At 61.1% G+C, this 20193-nt stretch carries 16 protein-coding genes; 9 read left to right on the forward strand and 7 right to left on the reverse strand.

Features of this window, described 5'->3' with window-relative positions; translation table 11 throughout:
* Positions 1–93 precede the first annotated feature (93 nt).
* Complete coding sequence (locus tag FKV68_RS04400; protein WP_425347589.1) at positions 94–1437, forward strand: putative bifunctional diguanylate cyclase/phosphodiesterase; 1344 nt, start codon at positions 94–96, stop codon at positions 1435–1437.
* Here the strand turns inward: FKV68_RS04400 and FKV68_RS04405 are convergent.
* Positions 1410–2381, reverse strand: coding sequence for a LysR substrate-binding domain-containing protein (locus tag FKV68_RS04405; RefSeq protein ID WP_180940316.1), 972 nt, complete (start codon positions 2379–2381; stop codon positions 1410–1412). The two genes, FKV68_RS04400 and FKV68_RS04405, sit on opposite strands and share 28 nt — an antisense overlap.
* A gap of 90 nt (positions 2382–2471) precedes the next feature.
* Between FKV68_RS04405 and FKV68_RS04410 the strand changes: the two genes are divergently transcribed.
* Positions 2472–4019 (forward strand): trimethylamine methyltransferase family protein, encoded by a 1548-nt coding sequence (locus FKV68_RS04410; RefSeq protein WP_180940317.1) that lies wholly within the window; start codon positions 2472–2474, stop codon positions 4017–4019.
* A gap of 28 nt (positions 4020–4047) precedes the next feature.
* The gene (locus FKV68_RS04415; protein ID WP_180940318.1) at positions 4048–6096 is read left to right on the forward strand and encodes an NADH:flavin oxidoreductase; all 2049 of its coding nucleotides are present in this window, start codon (positions 4048–4050) and stop codon (positions 6094–6096) included.
* A 73-nt stretch (positions 6097–6169) separates the two neighbouring features.
* On the opposite strand, the gene FKV68_RS04420 is transcribed toward FKV68_RS04415, so the two are convergent.
* The 6 genes from FKV68_RS04420 to FKV68_RS04445 form a co-directional block, all read right to left on the reverse strand.
* Positions 6170–6805, reverse strand: a complete 636-nt coding sequence (locus FKV68_RS04420) for a PRC-barrel domain-containing protein (protein WP_180941403.1) — start codon at positions 6803–6805, stop codon at positions 6170–6172.
* A gap of 580 nt (positions 6806–7385) precedes the next feature.
* Positions 7386–9110 (reverse strand): IlvD/Edd family dehydratase, encoded by a 1725-nt coding sequence (locus FKV68_RS04425; RefSeq protein ID WP_180940319.1) that lies wholly within the window; start codon positions 9108–9110, stop codon positions 7386–7388.
* Between the two features lie 84 nt (positions 9111–9194).
* Positions 9195–10079 carry an SMP-30/gluconolactonase/LRE family protein gene (locus FKV68_RS04430; protein ID WP_180940320.1) on the reverse strand — a complete coding sequence of 295 codons (885 nt, stop codon included), beginning with the start codon at positions 10077–10079 and terminating at the stop codon, positions 9195–9197.
* Positions 10079–10714: a 2-dehydro-3-deoxy-6-phosphogalactonate aldolase gene (locus FKV68_RS04435; protein ID WP_180940321.1), complete on the reverse strand. Its 636-nt coding sequence runs from the start codon at positions 10712–10714 to the stop codon at positions 10079–10081. Before FKV68_RS04435 ends, FKV68_RS04430 begins: the two co-directional genes overlap by 1 nt.
* A gap of 13 nt (positions 10715–10727) precedes the next feature.
* The gene (locus FKV68_RS04440) at positions 10728–11645 is read right to left on the reverse strand and encodes a 2-dehydro-3-deoxygalactonokinase (protein ID WP_180940322.1); all 918 of its coding nucleotides are present in this window, start codon (positions 11643–11645) and stop codon (positions 10728–10730) included.
* The gene (locus tag FKV68_RS04445; RefSeq protein ID WP_180940323.1) at positions 11645–12415 is read right to left on the reverse strand and encodes an SDR family NAD(P)-dependent oxidoreductase; all 771 of its coding nucleotides are present in this window, start codon (positions 12413–12415) and stop codon (positions 11645–11647) included. Before FKV68_RS04445 ends, FKV68_RS04440 begins: the two co-directional genes overlap by 1 nt.
* A gap of 128 nt (positions 12416–12543) precedes the next feature.
* Between FKV68_RS04445 and FKV68_RS04450 the strand changes: the two genes are divergently transcribed.
* The 6 genes from FKV68_RS04450 (at position 12544) to FKV68_RS04475 (ending at position 20157) form a co-directional block, all read left to right on the forward strand.
* Complete coding sequence (locus FKV68_RS04450; protein WP_180940324.1) at positions 12544–13356, forward strand: IclR family transcriptional regulator; 813 nt, start codon at positions 12544–12546, stop codon at positions 13354–13356.
* Positions 13357–13554: 198 nt separating this feature from the next.
* A complete protein-coding gene (locus tag FKV68_RS04455; protein WP_180940325.1) occupies positions 13555–14295 on the forward strand; it encodes a helix-turn-helix transcriptional regulator in 741 nt (246 codons plus the stop codon).
* A gap of 138 nt (positions 14296–14433) precedes the next feature.
* Entirely contained in the window at positions 14434–15207 is a 774-nt protein-coding gene (locus tag FKV68_RS04460; protein WP_425347587.1) for a LuxR family transcriptional regulator, read from the forward strand.
* A gap of 593 nt (positions 15208–15800) precedes the next feature.
* Positions 15801–16958 carry an iron-sulfur cluster carrier protein ApbC gene (gene apbC / locus FKV68_RS04465; RefSeq protein WP_180940327.1) on the forward strand — a complete coding sequence of 386 codons (1158 nt, stop codon included), beginning with the start codon at positions 15801–15803 and terminating at the stop codon, positions 16956–16958.
* A gap of 302 nt (positions 16959–17260) precedes the next feature.
* Entirely contained in the window at positions 17261–18238 is a 978-nt protein-coding gene (locus FKV68_RS04470; protein WP_180940328.1) for a magnesium transporter CorA family protein, read from the forward strand.
* 17 nt (positions 18239–18255) lie between these two features.
* Positions 18256–20157, forward strand: coding sequence for a potassium transporter Kup (locus FKV68_RS04475; RefSeq protein ID WP_180940329.1), 1902 nt, complete (start codon positions 18256–18258; stop codon positions 20155–20157).
* Positions 20158–20193: the final 36 nt, after the last annotated feature.

Genomic DNA, 20193 nt, shown 5'->3' on the forward strand with positions numbered 1-20193 from the left:
AGAGATGCGTCTCGACGGGCGAGAGCCGCGGCATCTTTGCGCATCTGATAAGACACGCGGCGCTGTAGTCTGCAGCGGGAGCTTGCGGCCATGATGTGGAGGCAGGTCGCGGGGCATGAGATCATTGACGTGCCGCACTCGGTGGCGCTTCTTGATGAACTCACCGGCCTCGGCAATGGCCGGCATTTGCGCCAGACGGTTTGTGAACTTGCCGCGGAACGCGCGAGCGACCCGGCACCCTTCACCATCGGCCTTGCCAATCTCGATGGTTTCAAGCCGATCAACGACCTGTTCGGGCCGGAGGCCGGCGATCAGATCCTCCGCCAGGTCGCGCACCGTCTCAAAGCCTGCGTTCCGGAAGGTGCGACCGTGACACGCACCAAGGATGACGAGTTCGCCTTCGTGCTACCGCTGATCTTCGAGCGCAAGGGCGCCGAAAAACTGGGCCGGGTGCTGAAAGAGGTACTATCGGCTCCCTTCGATCTCGGCGACCGGAACGTGCGCCTGTCTGCGTCGTTCGGTTTCGCGGTCTACCCTTTCGCGGGCAACAGCTTTGAAGACCTGCTGAAGAGCGCCGACACCGCACTCTATCGGTCGAAGCGGCGCGGGCGTGGCCAGATCACTGTCTACTCGCAGGAGATCGCCCAGGAAATGAAACGCGCGACGCAGATTGAACAGGCGCTGCGCAACGCGATCATCGCCGACCAGGTCGATGTGCATTTCCAGCCCATCGTCGATCTTCGCAGCGATTCGGTCGTCGGCTTCGAAGCACTGGCAAGATGGTGCGACGCGGATCTCGGCTATGTCTCGCCCTCGATTTTCGTGCCGCTTGCCGAAGAGCGCGGTTTCATCGAGTCGCTGGCGGAAACGTTGTTGCGCAAGGCAGCGCAGGCGGCCCTGTCCTGGCCGAAGGAACTCTTCCTCTCCTTCAACCTGTCCTCGGCACAGCTGATGGACCCAGCGACCAGCTCACGCCTGCTGTCGATCATCCATCAGGTCGGATTCGACCCCCGCCGACTGGAACTCGAGATTACCGAGACAGCGGTGATGGCGGACGCAGATGTGGCGCAGAAGATCGTTTCCGAATTGCGGGCGGCCGGCGTGCGCGTGTCGCTCGACGATTTCGGGACGGGGCAATCGAGCCTCGGCCGGTTGCGCGATTTTTCCTTCGACAAAGTGAAGATCGATCGCGCCTTCGTTTCCCGTATCTCGGCCGACCGCGCATCGGAGCATATCATCAAGGCCATCGTTTCGATGTGCGAGGGGCTGGAGCTTGAAGTCGTCGCCGAAGGCATCGAGGATTTCGCCGAAGCGCTGAAGTTGAAAGCGCTCGGCTGCGGCATGGGGCAGGGCTATTTCTACGGCAAGCCGGCGGACGCCGTGGCGACGATGCGCTATCTTTCGGATCGCTATCGGGACGTTGCAGCATCCCGCTGACGGTAGCTTTCATCGGCGCCGCCCGCATCGGAGCGGTCACGCAATCCCTCGTCCAAGAGCCAGTCCCTGATGCGCCGTGCCTGGCTGTTGAGTTCGCGCGATCGCGGCCAGACGACGTAGAATGCATGCCCGGTCTTCAGGACGTGCCCGCCCACCGGAACAAGCGCACCGGAACGGACCTGCCGCTCGATCAAGTGTTCCCAGCCGAGCGCGATTCCTTCGCCGGCAAGCACTGCCTGGATCACCAGCACGTAGTCGTTGATCGACAGCCGTCGTCCCTGGGCCGGGTAGGCAAGGCTCGCACTCGCGAACCACTCTGTCCAATCGCAAGCCCGCCGGACGGGTTCCTCGAGATGGATCAGATTGTGTCGCAACAGGTCGGCCGGCGTTTCCGGCAGGCCGTGCGCCTCGATATAGGCGGGTGTCGCGACGGCATTGACCACTTCCTCGGCCAGAAGAGCCGCATGATAGCGGGGCCAGTGACCAGGGTCACCGCCGCGGATGCCCAAGGGAATAGGCTCGTCATCGAGGTCGAGATCGCGCACGCTGGTCTGGATGCGGAGATCGATTTCCGGCAAGTCTTCCCGCAGCCGATTCAGCCGTGGAAGCATCCACATCGAGGTGAAAGCGGTGGAAGCTGCGAGCGTAACGTTCGTCTCGCGGCCCTTCGAGCGGATATCTTCGGCTGATTTCTGGATCCGCGACAGGCCGACCGAGACATCCGCATGGAATTTCTCGCCGGCCTCGGTCAATTCGACCGCCCGGTGCACGCGGTGAAACAGCGGCACGCCAAGTTGGTCCTCGAGGCCGCGGATGGCGTAGGATACGGCTGCTTGCGTCATCCCGAGTTCGTTGGCGGCACGGGTGAAATTCTGATGGCGGCCGGCCGCCTCGAAAACGATGAGGCTGGCGGCGGAGGGAAGGAGGCGGCGCAGGTTTTCCATAAATACAGCTTATAGCATGCGTCGAATTTTTCCACCGTTACAACGATCTTGATCGTCACTAGCATCACCGCAAATGATGGGAGGCTTGCAATGGAATCGACGTCGGGAGCAACGGTTGAGGCACCTCGGAGAACACGGGGTACGAGAGCACAGCGACGGGAAGGGGGCAGCAATCTCGGCGTTCCCTATATCGTCCGCAACATACCGACCTACGATATCCTCGGCGAGGAAAGCCTGCAGCGCGTCGAGCAGACCGCGGATCGCATCCTCGCCGAAGTCGGCATCGAGTTTCGCGATGATCCTGTAGTGCTCGACCATTGGAAGCGCGCCGGCGCGAAAATCGATGGTGTCCGCGTAACCTTCGAGCCGGGCATGCTGAACGAGATCGTCCGTTCCGCACCGTCGCAGTTCACCCAGCATGCCCGCAATCCCGCCCGCAGCGTCGAGATCGGCGGCCGCAACGTCGTCTTTTCCCCGGCCTATGGTTCGCCCTTCGTCATGGATCTGGACAAGGGCCGACGCTACGGCACGATCGAGGATTTCCGCAATCTGATCAAGCTCGCTCAGTCGAGTCCGTGGCTGCACCATTCGGGCGGAACGATCTGCGAGCCGGTCGACGTGCCGGTCAACAAGCGCCATCTCGATATGGTCTACAGCCACATCAAGTATTCCGACCGTGCCTTCATGGGCTCAATCACGGCCGAGGAGCGCGCCGAGGATTCGATTGAGATGGCGCGCATTCTCTTCGGCGTCGATTTCGTCGACAAAAATTGCGTTATCCTCGGCAACGTCAACGTCAATTCGCCGCTCGTCTGGGACGGGACGATGACGAAGTCGTTGCGCGCCTATGCGCGTGCCAATCAGGCGGCGGTCATCGTGCCCTTCATCCTGGGCGGGGCCATGGGGCCCGTGACCAATGCCGGCGCCATCGCCCAATCCTATGCCGAAACGCTCGCCGGCTGTGCGCTGACGCAACTCGAACGAAAAGGGGCGCCCGTAATCTTCGGCAACTTCCTTTCGTCAATGTCGCTTCGCTCCGGCTCGCCCACTTTCGGCACACCGGAGCCGGCGATCGGCAGCATGGTCGTCGGTCAGCTCGCCCGCCGGCTGGGCTTGCCGCTGCGTTGCGCCGGCAACTTCTCCAACTCGAAGAGGCCGGATGCGCAGGCGATGCAGGAAGGCGTCATGTCGATGCTGTCCGCGGTCCACTGCGGTGCCAATTTCATCCTGCATTCCGCCGGGTTCGTCGATGGCCTGCTCGCCATGTCTTACGAGAAATTCGTGATGGATACCGATTTCTGCGGGGCGCTCCATTCCTATCTTGCCGGCGTCGTCGTCGATGACAATGCGCTTGCCATGGACGCCTTCCTGGAGGTCGGGCCGGGCAGCCATTTTCTGGGCTGTGACCACACCATGCGCAACTATCAAACCGCTTTCTGGGACTCGGCACTTTCCGACAACGAGCCGTTCGAGAAATGGGTCGAACAGGGCGAGACGGACATGGCGACGCGCGCCAACCGGCACTGGAAAAAGACGCTTGCCGAATACGAAGCGCCGCCTCTGGATATAGCAATCGACGAGGCTCTGGTGGACTATGTCGCCAGACGGAAAAACAGCATGCCCGACGCTTGGTACTGACCGGCATGAAAGCCCCAAGGACCGTTGAATGACCCTCTCGAAGGACCCGCTGCTCCAGCCATATCGTCTAAAGCACTTGACCCTCAAGAACCGGATCATGTCGACGGCCCATGAGCCGGCCTATTCCGAGGACGGCATGCCGAAGGACCGCTATCGGCTCTATCATCTGGAAAAGGCCAAGGGTGGAATAGCGCTGACGATGACGGCCGGATCGGCGATCGTTTCCGAGGACTCTCCGCCGGCTTTCGGAAATCTCCACGCCTATGCCGATGAAATCGTGCCCTGGCTCAAGAAGATCGCCGACGACTGTCACGAGTACGGCACCGCGGTCATGATCCAGTTGACCCATCTCGGTCGCCGCACAAGCTGGAACAAGGGCGACTGGCTGCCGGTGCTGAGCGCCTCTCCCGTCCGGGAACCGGCGCACCGGTCGTTTCCGAAGGAGATCGAGGAATGGGATATCGAGCGGATCGTGAGCGACTATGCAACGGCCGCCAGCCGCATGCAGGCCGCCGGTCTCGATGGTATCGAAATCGAGGCCTATGGCCATCTGATCGATAGCTTCTGGTCGCCAGCCACCAACCATCGTGACGACGAATATGGTGGTTCGCTCGACAATCGCCTGCGCTTCATGAATCTGGTTGTTGACGCCGTGCGCAAGGCGGTGGGTCCGGATTTCATCGTCGGCACGCGCATGGTCGCGGACGAAGACTGGGACAAGGGCCTGTCGAAGGAAGAAGGTGTGGAGATCGCGAGGCGACTCGCCGGTTCTGGCAAGATCGACTTTCTGAACATCATTCGCGGCCATCTCGAGCACGACGCCCCGCTCACCAAGGTAATCCCGATCCAGGGCATGGCTGCCTCGCCGCACCTCGATTTTGCCGGAGAGGTTCGGGCAGCGACGAAATTTCCGGTGTTCCATGCCGCCCGTATCGCCGATGTGGCGACGGCGCGGCATGCGATCGCCGAGGGCAAGCTCGACATGGTCGGCATGACGCGCGCCCATATCGCCGACCCGTATATCGTCAGGAAGATCGAAGAGGGGCGCGAGGCCGAGATCCGTCCCTGCGTCGGCGCGACGTACTGTCTCGACCGCATCTATGAAGGCGGAGGCGCGCTTTGTATCCACAACGCGGCCACCGGACGCGAGGCGGTCGTGCCGCACATCATCTCGAGAAGTGATGGCGCCCGCCGGCGTGCGGTTGTCGTCGGGGCGGGACCAGCCGGCCTCGAGGCGGCGCGCGTGCTCGCCGAGCGTGGTCACTCGGTCGAGCTCCTGGAGGCGACTAGCGAGGCCGGCGGCCAGATCCTGCTTGCGGCACGAAACCCGCGTCGCAAGGAAATGATCGGCATTGTCGACTGGCGGCTTTCCGAACTTGAACGGCTCGGCGTTCCGATCCATTACAATGTCTTTGCCGGCTTGGAGGACGTGCTGGCACGCGAGCCGGATCTCGTTGTCGTTGCCACCGGCGGCATCGCCCAGAATCCGGCGCTTGAGACAGGCGGCGACCTCGTCGTTTCGAGCTGGGATATCATCGCGGGAGCAATGAAGCCCGAGGGACCGGTTCTGCTCTATGACGACAACGGCGCGCACAGCGGCATGACCGCTGCCGAACTGATAGCCAGGGCGGGCATCGAACTCGAAATCGTTTCGCCAGAGCGCATGTTCGCACCCGAGATCGGCGGCATGAACCATGTTCCCTATGCGAAGATCTTCGCCGAGAAGAATGTGCGGGTAACGATCAACACGCGGCTGAAGTCGGTAAGACGCGACGGCAATTCGCTAGTTGCGACCTTGTTTTCGGATTTTTCGGAGACCGTTTCGATTGAGCGTCGGGTGGCGCAGGTGGTGGTCGAGCATGGCACAGTGCCGATGGCCGACCTCTATCTCGATCTCAAGCCACTATCCCGCAACCTTGGCGCGGTCGACTACAAGGCTCTCATCCGTCGCGAAAACCCGATGGCCGTGCGCAATCCGGAGGGGACGTTCGACCTCATTCGGATCGGCGACGCGGTGGCGAGCCGCAATATCCATGCCGGCATCTACGATGCATTGAGATACGGCGTTCTGTTCTGAGGTGATTCTGTTTGACGCACGAGAAAAGCGGCGCAATGCGCCGCTTTTCAGGCTTGGGAGCAGGATGCTCAGTTTACTGCTGAGGTGACGGCTGCGTCGGTGCTGCCGGCGTTGTACCGGTCGAAGAAGTCGTCGATGTGTCTACCGGCTGCGCTGCATTGCGCTCGGCCATCATCTGCGATTTCGTCTTGAACTCCGGCGCTGCCTTCAGCGTGTCGGCCGTTTCGGTCGTGGTCAGCTTCAGCGCTGCTGTATCGGCCTGCTCGGAAATCTCGATCCGGTCGAATGGGACAGCAACGTTCTTCTCGCCAATCCCGAGGAAGCCGCCAACACCGATCACGGCTGCTTCGACACCACCATCCTTCTTGATGAGCAGATCGTCGATTTTGCCGATGCTTTCATCGGCCGCATTGTAAACCGATTGGCCTACATAATCACTGGTAGCGATCTGATCGTCCGCCTGCTCGGTGAGATAGTCCGATTTGGCCGTTTTATCCGCAGGTGCCTCATTGCCAGCCGGTGGAGGAGTCTGGGCCTGATCGGCCGGAGGCTCCGTGGCAGGCGGTGTAGTGCCGCCCGGCTGCGTCTGCGTGGGTGCTGCCGGATTGGCCGGAGGTGTTGTTGTCTGCTGCGCGAAACTTGTCGGGGCGAAGGTAACGCCCACGAGAAGCGCGCCAGCCGCAACGGAAGATACAAGTTTCTTTGTCATATCAGACTGCCTTTCGTTGACGTTGTCGACCACCCCGCGGCGTCGGGCGAGCGGCCTGCCCCACCGCGCTGGTGATACTCAAGCAACGTCCGGCAGCGAAATCAGTTCCGTAAAAAATGCAAACGTCCGTACTAGGCAATTGACGGCGATTCTACCTTAGGACGCTTTGTCTTGGCAGCATCGATCGGACGGTCACTGTATTTCGCAAAGTCGGCTAATAAAGTTGTTGCTTTGTTTAGATGTGGCTAAAACTAGCCAGGCTGGCATGTGTTCTCCGGTCATCCTTGCGAAATACTTGAGAGAGCGACGAAAATCACTTTATAGATCCCGGATAGAGATTGATCCGGGATCTTCAAGTGCTGCCGCAAATGGGGTCGCCGTGGTAGCGTCTGATGACGTTCTGGGTCACTATGACTTAGTCTAATACGCCAGAGCGGGATGCGGGCGGAAAACCGCACACACGGTTCCTCATCGCGCACCGGAGCAATTCCAGGAAAAGTGTGTAACGTTTTTCCGTCCGGAATTGAGTGGTTTCAAAGAGTTAGATCATTTCACTGCTTCAATGAAACAATGAAATGCTCTAATGGCTCTCGCGTTGCACGTCGCTGCCGCTCTTGCCGACGAGGAAGTCGAGGTCGGCGCCCTTATCGGCCTGCAGCACGGTCTCGTGATAAAGCTTGTAGTAGCCGCGTTGCCATCTCTGCTCCGGCGGCTGCCAGGCGGCCATGCGCGCCGCGAACTCCTCCTCGCTGACGAGAAGATTCAACTCGCCCTTCATGGCATCGAGACGGATGCGGTCGCCGGTCTTGACGATCGCAAGCGGACCGCCGGCATTGGCTTCCGGGCTCACGTGCAGGACCACGGTGCCGAAGGCAGTGCCCGACATGCGTGCATCCGAAACGCGCACCATGTCGCGAACGCCCTTTTCGACGAGCCGGCGCGGGATCGGCATGTTTCCGACTTCCGCCATGCCGGGATAACCCTTCGGGCCGCAGCCCTTGAGCACGAGGATCGTATCCTCGGTTACCGGCAGGTCCGGGTCATCGATCTTGGCCTTGAGGTCTTCAATTGTCTCGAAGACATAGGCCGGGCCCTCGTGCGCGAGCAGGTGCTCGCTCGCTGCCGACGGCTTTATGACCGCGCCGTTCGGGGCGAGGTTGCCCTTCAGCACGCGAATGCCGGCGGCGGCGCGCAGCGGGTTATCGAGCGGGCGGATGACGTCGTCATTGTAGACCTCGGCACCTTCCCAATATTTGCTGATCGGCACGCCAAAAACCGTCGGCGCGTCTGCATGAAGCAGATGCCGGATACGGTTCATCACCGCCGGGAGGCCGCCCGCATAGGCGAGATCCTCGATAAGATACTTACCCGACGGCATGCAGTTGACGATGCAGGGAACCCGGCCGCCGACGCGATCGAAGTCTTCAAGACAGAGGTCGACCCCGGCGCGTCCGGCAATTGCGAGCATGTGCACGACGGCGTTCGTCGATCCGCCGACGGCGGCGTTTGCGATGATGCCGTTTTCGAAGTTATGCTTCGTCAGGATTTTCGACAGTCGAAGATCCTCGTGCACCATCTCGACGATCCGCTTGCCGGTCATGTGTGCAAGCGCCATGCGGCGCGCGTCGACAGCGGGAAGGGCTGCGTTGGTCGGGAGCGAAAGACCCATCGCTTCCACCACCGAGGCCATGGTAGTCGCGGTGCCCATCGTCATGCAGACGCCGGGCGAACGCGACATTCCGCTTTCGGCAGCCATGAATTCCTGCAGGCTCATTTCGCCCGCCCGCACGGCTTCCGAGAATTTCCAGACATCCGTGCCCGAGCCGATGTCCTTGCCCTTCCACTTGCCGTTCAGCATCGGCCCGGAGGAAACGACGATCGTCGGGAGGTCGACGGAGGCGGCGCCCATCAACTGGCCCGGGGTTGTCTTGTCGCACCCGCCGAGTAGCACCACGCCGTCTATCCCGTGGGCGCGGATCGCTTCTTCGACGTCCATCGCCAGAAGGTTGCGGAAAAGCATGGCGGTCGGGCGCATCTGCGTCTCGCCGAGCGAGGAAACGGGAAACTCGACCGGAAAACCACCGGCCTCCCAGACGCCGCGTTTGACGCCTTCGGCCAGAACGCGCAGGTGGCTGTTGCAGGGGGTGAGCTCGGACCAGGTGTTGCAGATGCCTATGATCGGGCGCCCGTCGAAAGCATGATCCGGGAACCCCTGGTTTTTCATCCAGGACCGATGGATGAAGCCGTCCTTGTGCGTCCCGCCATACCAGTGGCGGCTTCTCAGTTCCTTTTTCTTTTCGCTCATCCGAGCCCTCCCTTCCATGGCGATTCATCGCATGGCGAAATTGTATGACTTTTTGGCGGCCCGAATACCAGCACTTGTTATAGGTCAGAGCAGAAACGCCGGCTCGAAACGGCCTTTGACCTCGATGCCGAGATCGAAAGTTTTTCCGGCATCGGGATCGGCCGCCCGCGCGGCCTCGTCCAACCCCTGCGAGGCCGAGGTTATGAGCAGCCGGTCAGCCTTCGCTCCGATGAAGGCCGGGCAGCTTGGTTGCGTCGCGGGAACGGCGTAGCGGGCGATCCTCTGGCCGTCCGGCTTATAGACGTCGACGGAGCTTGCGCCCCAGCGGGCGTTCCAGATCAGCCCGTCGGCATCGCAGACCGCGCCGTCGACGTCTCCGGGAGACGTGCTCTCGTCGGAAAGGATAACGGCATCCCCGATCGGAAGGGCGGTCGCGGGATCAATATCGACGCGCATCAGACGGTTGACGACCGAATCGGTGAAATAGGCCGTGGCGCCATCGGGCGAGAAACAAATGGCGTTTGGAATGCTGATATTGCTGTAGAGCTTGGTCACGCGATTGCCGGCGACATGGTAGATCGCACCCGAATTCCTTTCGGCCTTCCGTCCCATCGTGCCGATCCAGAGAGCGCCGGATGGATGGACGCGACCGTCATTGGAGCGGTTGACCGGCTTGTCTTCAAGCGTGGTGAAAAGGGAGAGCTTGCCAGTTTCCGTGTCGCGAAGGAAAAGCCCCTGGTCCGACGCGATCAACTGCCGGGCGGGATCGATGACGGCAAGCACACTGCCAAGAAAGGGCAGGGTGTGAACCGTCTTTCGGCCGCTTTCGACATGCAGCTCATGCAGTTCCCGGCCCGTGATATTGAACCACCAGGCGGTGCCGCTGCCGGGATCGAAGGTCGGACCTTCGCCGAGCTCGGAGCCGAAATCGCAGAGGACGCGGCCGGAGAAGGGAACGGGATCTGTCATCACCGGCCTCCATAAACAGTGTCATAGGCTTCGAGCGTCGCCTTCGCCCGCTGTTCAACCTCCGCTGCATTCATGCCAGGCTTGTAGAGGCTAGAGCCGAGGCCGAAGCTGCGAATGCCGATCTTGGCATAGTCGGCGAAGTTGCTCTCCGACACGCCGCCGACGGCTGCGACCTCGACATCGGTTGGAAGAACGGTGCGGATCGCCGCGATGCCCGAGGGGCCGAGTACGCTCGCAGGAAAGAACTTGAGAGCGGTCGCACCCGCGCCTGCGGCTGCCAGCGCCTCGGTCGGCGTGAACACGCCCGGCATCGTGACCATGCCTTTCGCCGCGGCAAGCCTGATCACCGACTGTTCGACATTGGGGCTCACCATCAACCGTCCGCCGATGTCGGCGAGTTGTTCCACCTGCGCTGTCGTCAGCACGGTTCCTGCGCCGATAAGGCAGCCGGCCGGTGCCATCTTCACGGCCATTTCGATGGAACGGAACGGGTCGGGCGAGTTCAGCGGGATTTCAATTGCAGTGAAGCCCGTCTCGATCAGCGCGCCGACGACGCCTTCAGTTTCGGTTGGTTTGAGCCCGCGCAAGATGGCGACCAGCGGATATTTCATCGGTGGGAGGGGGATGCGATTCATCTTCTTTCTTTCGTCAAAGGGGCCAAATGGCGCCGGCGGCGGCGGAGAGGCCGGCCCGCACCGCGTCATCGGCGTCGACATGCTGAACTTTGAGGCCCTGGCTTTCGAGGGCCGCATGATAGAGTGCGCCGAGCGGGCCCGATGCGACGAGGCAAATCCCGTCGATCGATCCCGCCGTTGCAAGGGCGCCTGCGATCTCGACGCCGATCATGGTGCCGGAGAGCCGCGCCTTGGCGTCGGTGGCGCTGATCCCGTGGAGAAGCTGTCCCGCCCGGACTGAAAAAAGCAGGTTCGTGGCGAGAGCCGGATTCCGCGTCGCCTCTGACACGGCTTCGAGAAAGGCGGGATCGTTGCCGGCGAGCGCGCCCCCGTCCGATACGGAATTGCTGAGAATTGAGTGACGCGAGACGACATCGAACAACTCGCCGGTCATGAAGGTGGAAAAGCCCTCGACCGTCTCGCCGCTCAAGCGGACCCATTTGCTGTGCGTACCTGGCATGCATACGAGGTGCCGACCGGTGCCGAGCGTACCGGCGGCGCCGAGAAGCTGGGTTTCTTCGCCGCGCATCACATCCGGATGGCGCATGTCGCGCTGGGCAAGGCCCGGTAGTATTCGGATATCGCGGTCGACGTCCGGGACGGAAATAGCGCTGCCGGCAATCGCGCTTAGGGCGGCCGGTGTATCGAGGTAACCCGCCTCCCTCCAACCCTGGCGGGCACCGGCCATTCCGCAAATGACGATCGGGAGATGGCCGGGAGCATCGGTCGCGGCGAGATGTGCGTCGAGAACTGCGTGGAAACCGACCTTCGCCGCCGTTGTCATGCCTTCCGCACTGCGGCGTTCCGCAAGGACGGCGCCATCTTCGCCGATGATCCACAGCCGGAAGCTCGTGGTTCCCCAATCGACCGCAGCATAATAGCCTGCCGTCATCAAAATACGCCTCCATCGATGATCATGGTCTGGGCCGTCATCGCCGCCGAGCAGTCCGAAGCCAGATAGAGGCAAGGCCCCACGAGGTCGTCGGCGGTCAACATGCGTTTCAGGCACTGTTTCTCTTGCATGCGCGCAATCGCGTCATCGTCCAGCCATAGCCGCTTCTGCCGTTCGGTAACGATCATGCCGGGCAGGATCGCGTTGACGCGAATATTGTCCGGGCCGAGTTTCCCGGCGAGCGACTTGGTGAGCCCGACGATGCCGGCTTTCGCCGTCGCGTAGGCGGGTACATCCGGCATGTTGAGCATGAAGGCGATGGACGAGAAGTTGATGATCGACCCGCCGCCGGCGCGCCGCATGTGGGGCGCCACTGCCTGGCTCATGAAGAAGAGGTGCCTGAGATTGACGGACAGGCTTTCGTCCCAGCTCTCTTCGGTGACCGCTTCCAATGGCTGGCGGTCGTCGCGTGCGGCATTGTTGACGAGCACACGGATCGAGCCGAGCGTGCTGGCCGCGGCATCGACGGCCGCTTTCAATGTGGGGACCTGTCTGAGATCGGCGCGAATGAACAGCGGTTTTCTTCCCGTTTCGGCGGCCAGCTTCTCGCAAAGCGCCAGGCTCTCTTCCTCTGCGATGTCGATGAAGGCGACGCGCGCACCTTGCCGCGAGAAAGCTTCCACCAGGGCGGCGCCTATGCCCGACCCTCCACCGGTTATGAGCACGCCGTTGTTTTGCAGGTCGGGAAACTGACCGCTCGGCAATGGCATGATTTCCCCCGTGTAGATATTGGGATGGAACAGTTCCATTATGTGGAACGCTGTTTTATTATCTGGAATTATCGCGCCATTGCTTTTATCCTGTCAAGCCGCGATGCCGCTGATCGAAGCCTGATGATATGAACGAAACCAAGATAACCGACGCAGAGATTGAAATCGCCGGAACCGGCACGCTCGGCAAGGCCATGGCGGTCCTCGAGGCGGTCGTGACGGCCGGCAACCCGCAGCGGTTCACGGATATCGTTCAGTCCGTCGGTCAGCCTCGCGGCACGGTGCACAGGCTGCTCAGTCACCTGGTCGAGGAGGGGCTGCTCGTCCAAGGGCGTGACCTCGCTTACGAGCCGGGCCTTCGCCTGTTGAAGCTCGCCTATCGTTCCTGGTCCGGCAACCGTTTCCGTGACGTCGCTGAACCGCATCTGTTGCGGTTGCATGAACTGACGGGCGAGACGGTTCACCTCGGCGTCCTGCAGGAAACGGAAATCATCTACGTCGACAAGGTCGAGAGCCGGCAGACGGTGCGGATGAGCTCGCAGATCGGCAAGGCATCGCCGGCCTATTGTACGGGCATCGGCAAGGCGGCGCTGTCGTCGCTGCCGCAGTCGGACTTGATGCGCATTGCCGCAAAAACGAGGTTCCACCCGTTCACGGCCCATACGCATCGTTCCGCCGCTGGCCTGCTTGCGGAAATCGACGAGATTCGCCGTGATGGGCACGCGTTCGACCGGGAGGAGCACGAGGCGGAAATCTGCTGTGTCGCCGCCCCGATCTTCGTTCCGGAACACGATCTGGTTGCGGGCGTATCTGTCACCGGCCCCGCGTATCGGGTCAACATGGCACAGCTGGCGGCCTGGGCCAACGTCGTCCGGGAGGCAGCAGGAAAGATCGAGGACGAGGTCCGAATGCGCCTCGGCCCTGGGCGCAATGGACGTTAACTCCGCTTTACGGTAAATTAGGAACCTCGACTGGACGAGGTGTTTCGAGATCGTTAGCTTGCGATATATCAGACACGCCGCTACGGCCGGTTGCAAGCACCGGCAGCGGAATTTGATTTTTGGCGGACGTTTTGACGTAGTTGTATCACGGCGAAAGCGGCCTCGCTCGATCGGGCGCGGGATGTGGGAGACGAGCGGGTGGTAGATTTCAGCGCGACTATATCCTCTTTGATTCTCCCGGGCGGGCGGTCAGTCGCGGGAGCGCTGGGCAATGAAGACGATATCAGGCGGGTTCTTGCTCAGATATCGGACGCTTACGGCTTTCGTGGATTCCTGGTTTTGTCGATCCCGGATGCCGGATGCCACAGCCTGGGCGCCCAGGCGCTGATGACGACCTGGCCGTCGGAGTTCCTCAGGCGCTACGACAGCGCCCGTCTGATCGATGGCAGCCCTGTCGTCCAGCGACTGCGCCGGAGCACCATTCCCTTCACCTACGATGCTCACCAGCTTGCGCGCAGGCGGCTCGACGGCAAGGGTGATGCCGCGGTTTGCGTGTTCGAAGCGGCCGGACTGCCGCGTGGTCTTTATCTGCCGGTTCACAACGCATCTGGACGCCGCGCCGCTATCGCCTTTGGCGGAAACAGAGAGCTGGTGTCCAATGACGAAATGCAGGCGCTCAACCTCTGGGCAGGCCTTCTCTACAGCCGGCTGAGCGAGGTGCGAGGGCGCGACAGCCGGGGAGCCGGCAGCCTTTCCCGTCGCGAGATCGAGTGCTTGCGCTGGGCTGCCGCGGGCAAGACGACGATGGAGATGGCGCGAATCATGGCGCTCTCCGAATACACGGTGAACCATTACCTCAATCGCGCGACGCGCAAACTGGATTCCGTCAACCGTGTTCAGACCGTTGCCAAGGCCATGCGTGCCGGGCTGATCAACTGAATTTCGTTTTCGGAGAGGTTCGACGGACTATGCGGCTCGCAAAGCAGGGAAATACACAGCCTTTTGCGCATGAATAGCGCCGAATGTCGATCGCCTGTTGGCATTGGTCGACTGCTCGGGCTATTTGATTGTTGATGAATGCCATGGAACGCGCGAATGCAAGATACGATGACGGCCGGGATGACTGACACCGATCTGCCCCGGGGCGGTGATTTCGCGTCTGAAATCGCAAGGCTTGAGACCCAGTTCGACATCATCCGCTACATGCGGCGGGTCACGCAGCTCTTCGGTTTCAAGGTTTTTCTTATCTGCTCGATTCCTGCGATCGAGGTGGAAAGGCTGGCGGCGACGACCGTCATATCCAACATGCCGGCCGAACTGCTCAACAAGTACGACAGCCTGTCGATGCTGCGCTTCAGCACGGGCGTCCGTCGCTTGAGGGAGACCACGACGCCGTTCCAGGTCATGCTCGAGGACTGGGAAAACGAGGGTGGGAAGCCGGCATCGGCCGCAGATTACATCGCCATGCTGCGCGAGAACGGCATTTTCCAGGCAAACTACTTCCCGGTCCACGACGCCGAAGGCGGTCGCGGTGCGGTCATTCTCATGGGACCGGAGATGGACTTGCCGATGACGGCGGCGATGGAATTGCAGATGATCGCGATCCACGTCTACAACCGATTGGCAGAGATCGGCTCCGTCTGGAAGAATACCAACACTGCCCTGTCCGAGCGGGAAATCCAGTGCCTGAGCTGGACGGCGGCCGGCAAGACCAGCGCCGAAATCGCCGGTATCCTCGGTCTCTCCGAGCACACCGTCAATCACTACCTCAATCACGTTACCAAGAAGCTCGACGCGGTAAACCGCACGCAGGCGGTCGTGAAGGCGATGAAAAAGGGCTACATCAGCTGATCGCTGGCGTGTGCTCTACAGCGCCGCGCCTCTAAACCAGGTAAGGCGCGCTCCGGTTCTGCAGCATGCCCCCATTGTGCGAAAATAGCATGCTTGCTCAGAAATAGTGCAGCCGACACGGTCTGCATATTCAATGCGCGCAAGCTTCATCCACTTGAAATGATTACATTTTCGAGCAAAGCGGGAATCTGGCACGCGTTGTGCATATGTGCTCTCGTGTCCAGAGGGGACTACAATAAAACAGCGCCCAAGAAGGTTGCGAGGAAGCAGGGCCGCCGCCAGTCGCTCGTGATCCCGGATGTACGGATGCGACGATCGGCTGGCGGCCCTGTTTTTCCTAATCTGTCGCATTGGCGAACCGCTCCGCCTCGACTATCTACAGCATAGTTCCTTAAATCGGGTCAGATTCTGGGATAGATTATCCACTGCATGTTTCCTTAAATCTTAGGCGATTTAAGGAAACAACATGCAGCAATTAAAAGTGCTACAGCGTCGTTTGCGCGTCTGAAGAGACGCGCGGCGCTGTGGTGGTTCAAAGTGTTACCGCCTGAACGACTCCAGGCGCCGTAACGAAGACAGATGAAGAGGGCGGCATGCCGGACGTAACCAGGGAAACGGTTCTTGAAAAGCTGCGGAGCGTGCGCGGCCCGGACATGGAGGGCAACATCGTCGACCTCGGCCTTGTCTCCGATGTCTTCATTTCCGACGGCAAGGCCTATTTTTCGATCACCGTGCCGGCCGATCGGGCGAAGGAACTCGAGCCGATGCGTGCCGCGGCGGAGAGGGTCGTGCGCGAAATACCCGGCGTCAAGGCGGCGATGGTCGCGCTGACGGCCGATCGCAAGGCAGCGCCGCAGGCGGCGCCGGTTCAGACACCGCGGCAGGTTCCGCCAGCGACCCACGGGCACGGTCAGCGTCCGGCCGGCGGCGCTCCGGCAAAGGCGGGTATCCCCGGCGTCGGCGCCATCATCGCTGTTGCTTCCGGCAAGGGCGGTGTCGGCAAATCGACGACATCGGTGAACCTGGCGCTCGCACTGCAGGCAAACGGCTTGAAGGTCGGTCTGCTGGACGCCGATATCTACGGCCCCTCCATGCCACGCCTGTTGAAAATCAGTGGCCGACCGCAACAGATCGAAGGGCGGCTCATTCGCCCGATGGAAAACTACGGGCTGACGGTCATGTCGATGGGATTCCTCGTCGACGAGGAGGTTGCCATGATATGGCGCGGTCCGATGATCCAGTCCGCCCTGCTGCAGATGCTGCGCGAAGTGGCCTGGGGCGAGCTCGACATTCTCGTCGTGGACATGCCGCCCGGCACCGGTGACGCACAACTGACCATGGCCCAACAGGTGCCGCTGGCCGGTGCCGTCATCGTCTCGACACCGCAGGACCTCGCACTCGTCGATGCACGCAAGGGCCTCACGATGTTCCGAAAGGTGGAAGTCCCGGTTCTCGGTATTGTCGAAAACATGAGCTACTTCGTGGCGCCCGACACGGGCAACCGTTACGACATCTTTGGTCACGGCGGCGCGCGCAAGGAAGCCGAACGCATCGGTGTGCCATTCCTCGGCGAGGTACCCTTGACCATGGGCATTCGCGAAACCTCCGACGCGGGCACGCCGGTGGTGGTTTCAGAACCCGAGGGCGAGGTCGCGCGCATCTACCGGAATATCGCAGCGAAGGTGTGGGAGCAGGTTTCGGCGGCCCGGCAGAGCAAGAGCAGAACCATGCCCGACATCGTCTTCGAATAGATTTGCGTCGCTCGGCCGCGCAGGCTAGTTTGCGCCGAAATGAAATCCTGCAGGGACAGGCATGCGCAAAGGAGCATTGATTTTGCGTGCGTGTTGCGCCATATGCCTTGCCGCCCCTGTGCAGGGTGATCGGCTCAGCGCCTCTCGCCGGAGACCATGGCCTCCCGCGACAAACGATTGAGGATTTGTCGTGCAGGGCGGACGCTTCATCTGATGAATCTGCATTATGGAAATCGTGTGGCGATTGATCGCTTCAGAGCCTCGTGGGTTGCTTTTGTCGGCCGCATGAAAAGGGCAGCGGCATGATCACGGGATACTGTAAGAACGGTGACGCCGTTGCCTTGTCGGCGGCAGAGCCGCCGGCGTCCCTGCGGCCCGATATCGTCTGGATCGATCTCGTCGAGCCGAGCAAGGCCGAAGATCTGATGATGGAGGAATTGCTGGGGATCTCCATCCCGACGCGGGACGACCTGAAGGATATCGAGCCGTCAAGCCGCCTCTATACCGAGAACGACACCGTGTTCATGACGGCGTCGCTGGTCTATCGCAGCGACACGGAAATTCCCGGCCTGACCGATGTCGGCTTCATTCTTTCGGGCGGCCGGCTGGTGACGATTCGTTACGCGGAACCCAGGGCGTTCGGCTTGTTCAAAACCGGCATGCATCGGATTCCCGGCGGCTGCCGCAACGGCGCCATGCTTCTCACCCGGCTGCTCGAGACGATTGCCGACCGGACGGCGGAAATCCTGGAACAGGCCGTGGACAAAATAGACGATCTGTCGATCGAGGTTTTCGGTGACAAGGCGGCAGCCAGACGCCGGCCACCGCACTTGCTCGAGGCTCGGCTACGCGATGTCGCGGGTCACCACAGGCTCGTCGCAAAAACGCGTGACAGCCTCGCCTCGCTTTCAAGGCTCCTGACCTTCGTCTACACTGTACCCGTCGTGCAGGAAGACAAGGACAGCCGCGAAATCTGCCGCTCGATATCTCGGGACATACAATCGCTCTCCGAGCACGCGGCGTTTATTTCCGGAAACATCACGTTTCTGCTGGATGCCTCGCTTGGTCTTATCAATGTCGAGCAGAATGCGATCATCAAGATCTTCTCGATCGCCTCGGTTGTCCTCTTGCCGCCCACTCTCGTGGCTTCCATTTATGGAATGAATTTCCGCGTGATGCCGGAGCTTGATTGGCAGCTCGGCTATCCGTGGGCGCTGGCGGCGATGGTGATTTCGGCCGTGATACCCTTCTTCTTTTTCCGTTGGAAAGGCTGGCTTTAAGAGCCTGTTGGACACGTATGTCTCAATCGTCTGCCCCTGCCGTACAAGGGTCCGAGAATGTGCGCCGCCTGCTCGTCCTCGGGCTCGGATCGATCGGCGTCGTCTATGGCGATATCGGCACCAGCCCCCTCTACGCATTCCGCGAGGCGCTGCGGCCCGTTTCGCACGACGGTGTCACGGACGTTGAGATCATCGGGTTGATCTCGTTGATGATCTGGACGCTGACGATCATCGTCACGATCAAGTACGTGCTCTTTCTGTTGCGTGCCGATAACCAGGGGGAGGGCGGCACGCTCTCGCTACTCGCTCTGCTGATGAAGACCGCCAATGGTCATGCGTCGATCCTTTTCTTCATGGGCATTGCCGGAGCGGCCCTTTTCATCGGTGATGCGATGATCACACCGGCATTGTCGGTTCTTTCGGCGGTTGAAGGGCTCAGGCTGGTGACGCCTGCGCTTACGGACTATGTCGTTCCGATCGCCGTGGTTATCATGCTGCTGCTGTTCGCCGTGCAGTCGAAAGGTACCGCCGCGGTTTCCAATTTCTTCGGGCCGATCACCCTCGTCTGGTTTCTGGTGATGGGCGCTGTCGGTCTGATGCACATCGCCGACGACATGTCGATCTTCGCAGCGTTCAATCCGCTTTATGCCGCCACGTTCATGCTGAACGAGGGCTTCGTCGGCATGATCGTGCTCGGCGCGGTCTTTCTGACCGTAACCGGCGCGGAGGCGCTCTATGCCGACCTCGGCCATTTCGGTCGCCGGCCGATCCAATGGGCATGGTTCACTGTCGTGTTCCCTGCACTCACGCTGAATTATCTCGGTCAGGGTGCGTTCGTGCTCAAGAACCCGGACGCGATGTCCGATCCGTTCTTCCTGATGTTTCCGAAATGGGCGCTGCTGCCGGCCGTCCTGCTGGCGACCGCAGCGACGATCATCGCCAGCCAGGCCGTGATCACCGGTGCTTTCTCCCTGACGCGTCAGGCAATCCATCTCGGCTTCCTGCCGCGGATGGCGATCTTCCATACGTCGGAAACCCACACCGGCCAGATCTATCTGCCGAACGTAAATACGCTGCTGATGTTCGGCGTCATGGCTCTGGTCTTCATGTTCGGCTCCTCCGAGGCCTTGGCGACCGCCTATGGTATCTCCGTCACGGGCGCCATGGTCGTGACGACGATCCTTTCCTTCGAGTTCCTGCGTGCTCGCTGGAACTGGTCGGCCTGGTGGGCAGCCGGCGCGCTGTTTCCGCTCTTCATGCTGGAGTTCTTCTTCCTCGGCGCCAACATGCTGAAAATCCATGATGGCGGCTACGTGCCGATATTGATCGCAGCGACCTTCATCATAGTCATGTGGACCTGGAAGCGAGGCACGGAACTGCTGCATGCCAAGACGCGGCATATCGACATTCCGCTGTCGAGCTTCATCAAATCGATCGAGCGCAAGAGCGAACATGCGCCGGTGGCCGTGCCCGGCACGGCGATCTTCCTGACGAGCGACCCGGACTCGACGCCGGCGGCGCTGCTTCACAACATCAAGCACAATCACGTGCTGCACATGCAGAACTTCATTCTGACGATCCGCACGGCCAATACACCGAAAGTGCCCAAGGAGGAACGCGTCAGTGTGAAGCCTCTGTCCGAACGCTTCACCCTTCTCGAGATGAAGTTCGGCTTCATGGAGACCCAGAACGTCTCCCAGGCGCTTGGTCTCTTCCGCAAGTCGGGGCTGAAATTCGACATCATGTCGACGTCGTTCTATCTCGGTCGCCGCAAGCTTGTGCCCGACGCCCAGTCCGGCATGCCGCACTGGCAGGATCGTCTGTTCATCGCGCTCGCCAGTGCGGCGATCGACCCGTCGGACTATTTCCGTCTGCCAACAAACCGCGTGGTCGAACTCGGCTCTCACGTGATCATCTGAGTGCGCCGAGACAGCATCTTCCTCCGACTGAAACGT

The organism is Sinorhizobium mexicanum (assembly GCF_013488225.1).
GTDB lineage: Bacteria > Pseudomonadota > Alphaproteobacteria > Rhizobiales > Rhizobiaceae > Sinorhizobium > Sinorhizobium mexicanum.

What these genes read in the sequence shown, in the direction of transcription:
- FKV68_RS04400 (WP_425347589.1), top strand. Translation starts at nt 94, where the DNA reads ATGTGGAGGCAGGTCGCGGGGCATGAGATCATTGACGTGCCGCACTCG.
- FKV68_RS04405 (WP_180940316.1), bottom strand. Translation starts at nt 2,381, where the DNA reads ATGGAAAACCTGCGCCGCCTCCTTCCCTCCGCCGCCAGCCTCATCGTT.
- FKV68_RS04410 (WP_180940317.1), top strand. Translation starts at nt 2,472, where the DNA reads ATGGAATCGACGTCGGGAGCAACGGTTGAGGCACCTCGGAGAACACGG.
- FKV68_RS04415 (WP_180940318.1), top strand. Translation starts at nt 4,048, where the DNA reads ATGACCCTCTCGAAGGACCCGCTGCTCCAGCCATATCGTCTAAAGCAC.
- FKV68_RS04420 (WP_180941403.1), bottom strand. Translation starts at nt 6,805, where the DNA reads ATGACAAAGAAACTTGTATCTTCCGTTGCGGCTGGCGCGCTTCTCGTG.
- FKV68_RS04425 (WP_180940319.1), bottom strand. Translation starts at nt 9,110, where the DNA reads ATGAGCGAAAAGAAAAAGGAACTGAGAAGCCGCCACTGGTATGGCGGG.
- FKV68_RS04430 (WP_180940320.1), bottom strand. Translation starts at nt 10,079, where the DNA reads ATGACAGATCCCGTTCCCTTCTCCGGCCGCGTCCTCTGCGATTTCGGC.
- FKV68_RS04435 (WP_180940321.1), bottom strand. Translation starts at nt 10,714, where the DNA reads ATGAATCGCATCCCCCTCCCACCGATGAAATATCCGCTGGTCGCCATC.
- FKV68_RS04440 (WP_180940322.1), bottom strand. Translation starts at nt 11,645, where the DNA reads ATGACGGCAGGCTATTATGCTGCGGTCGATTGGGGAACCACGAGCTTC.
- FKV68_RS04445 (WP_180940323.1), bottom strand. Translation starts at nt 12,415, where the DNA reads ATGCCATTGCCGAGCGGTCAGTTTCCCGACCTGCAAAACAACGGCGTG.
- FKV68_RS04450 (WP_180940324.1), top strand. Translation starts at nt 12,544, where the DNA reads ATGAACGAAACCAAGATAACCGACGCAGAGATTGAAATCGCCGGAACC.
- FKV68_RS04460 (WP_425347587.1), top strand. Translation starts at nt 14,434, where the DNA reads ATGCCATGGAACGCGCGAATGCAAGATACGATGACGGCCGGGATGACT.
- apbC (WP_180940327.1), top strand. Translation starts at nt 15,801, where the DNA reads ATGCCGGACGTAACCAGGGAAACGGTTCTTGAAAAGCTGCGGAGCGTG.
- FKV68_RS04470 (WP_180940328.1), top strand. Translation starts at nt 17,261, where the DNA reads ATGATCACGGGATACTGTAAGAACGGTGACGCCGTTGCCTTGTCGGCG.
- FKV68_RS04475 (WP_180940329.1), top strand. Translation starts at nt 18,256, where the DNA reads ATGTCTCAATCGTCTGCCCCTGCCGTACAAGGGTCCGAGAATGTGCGC.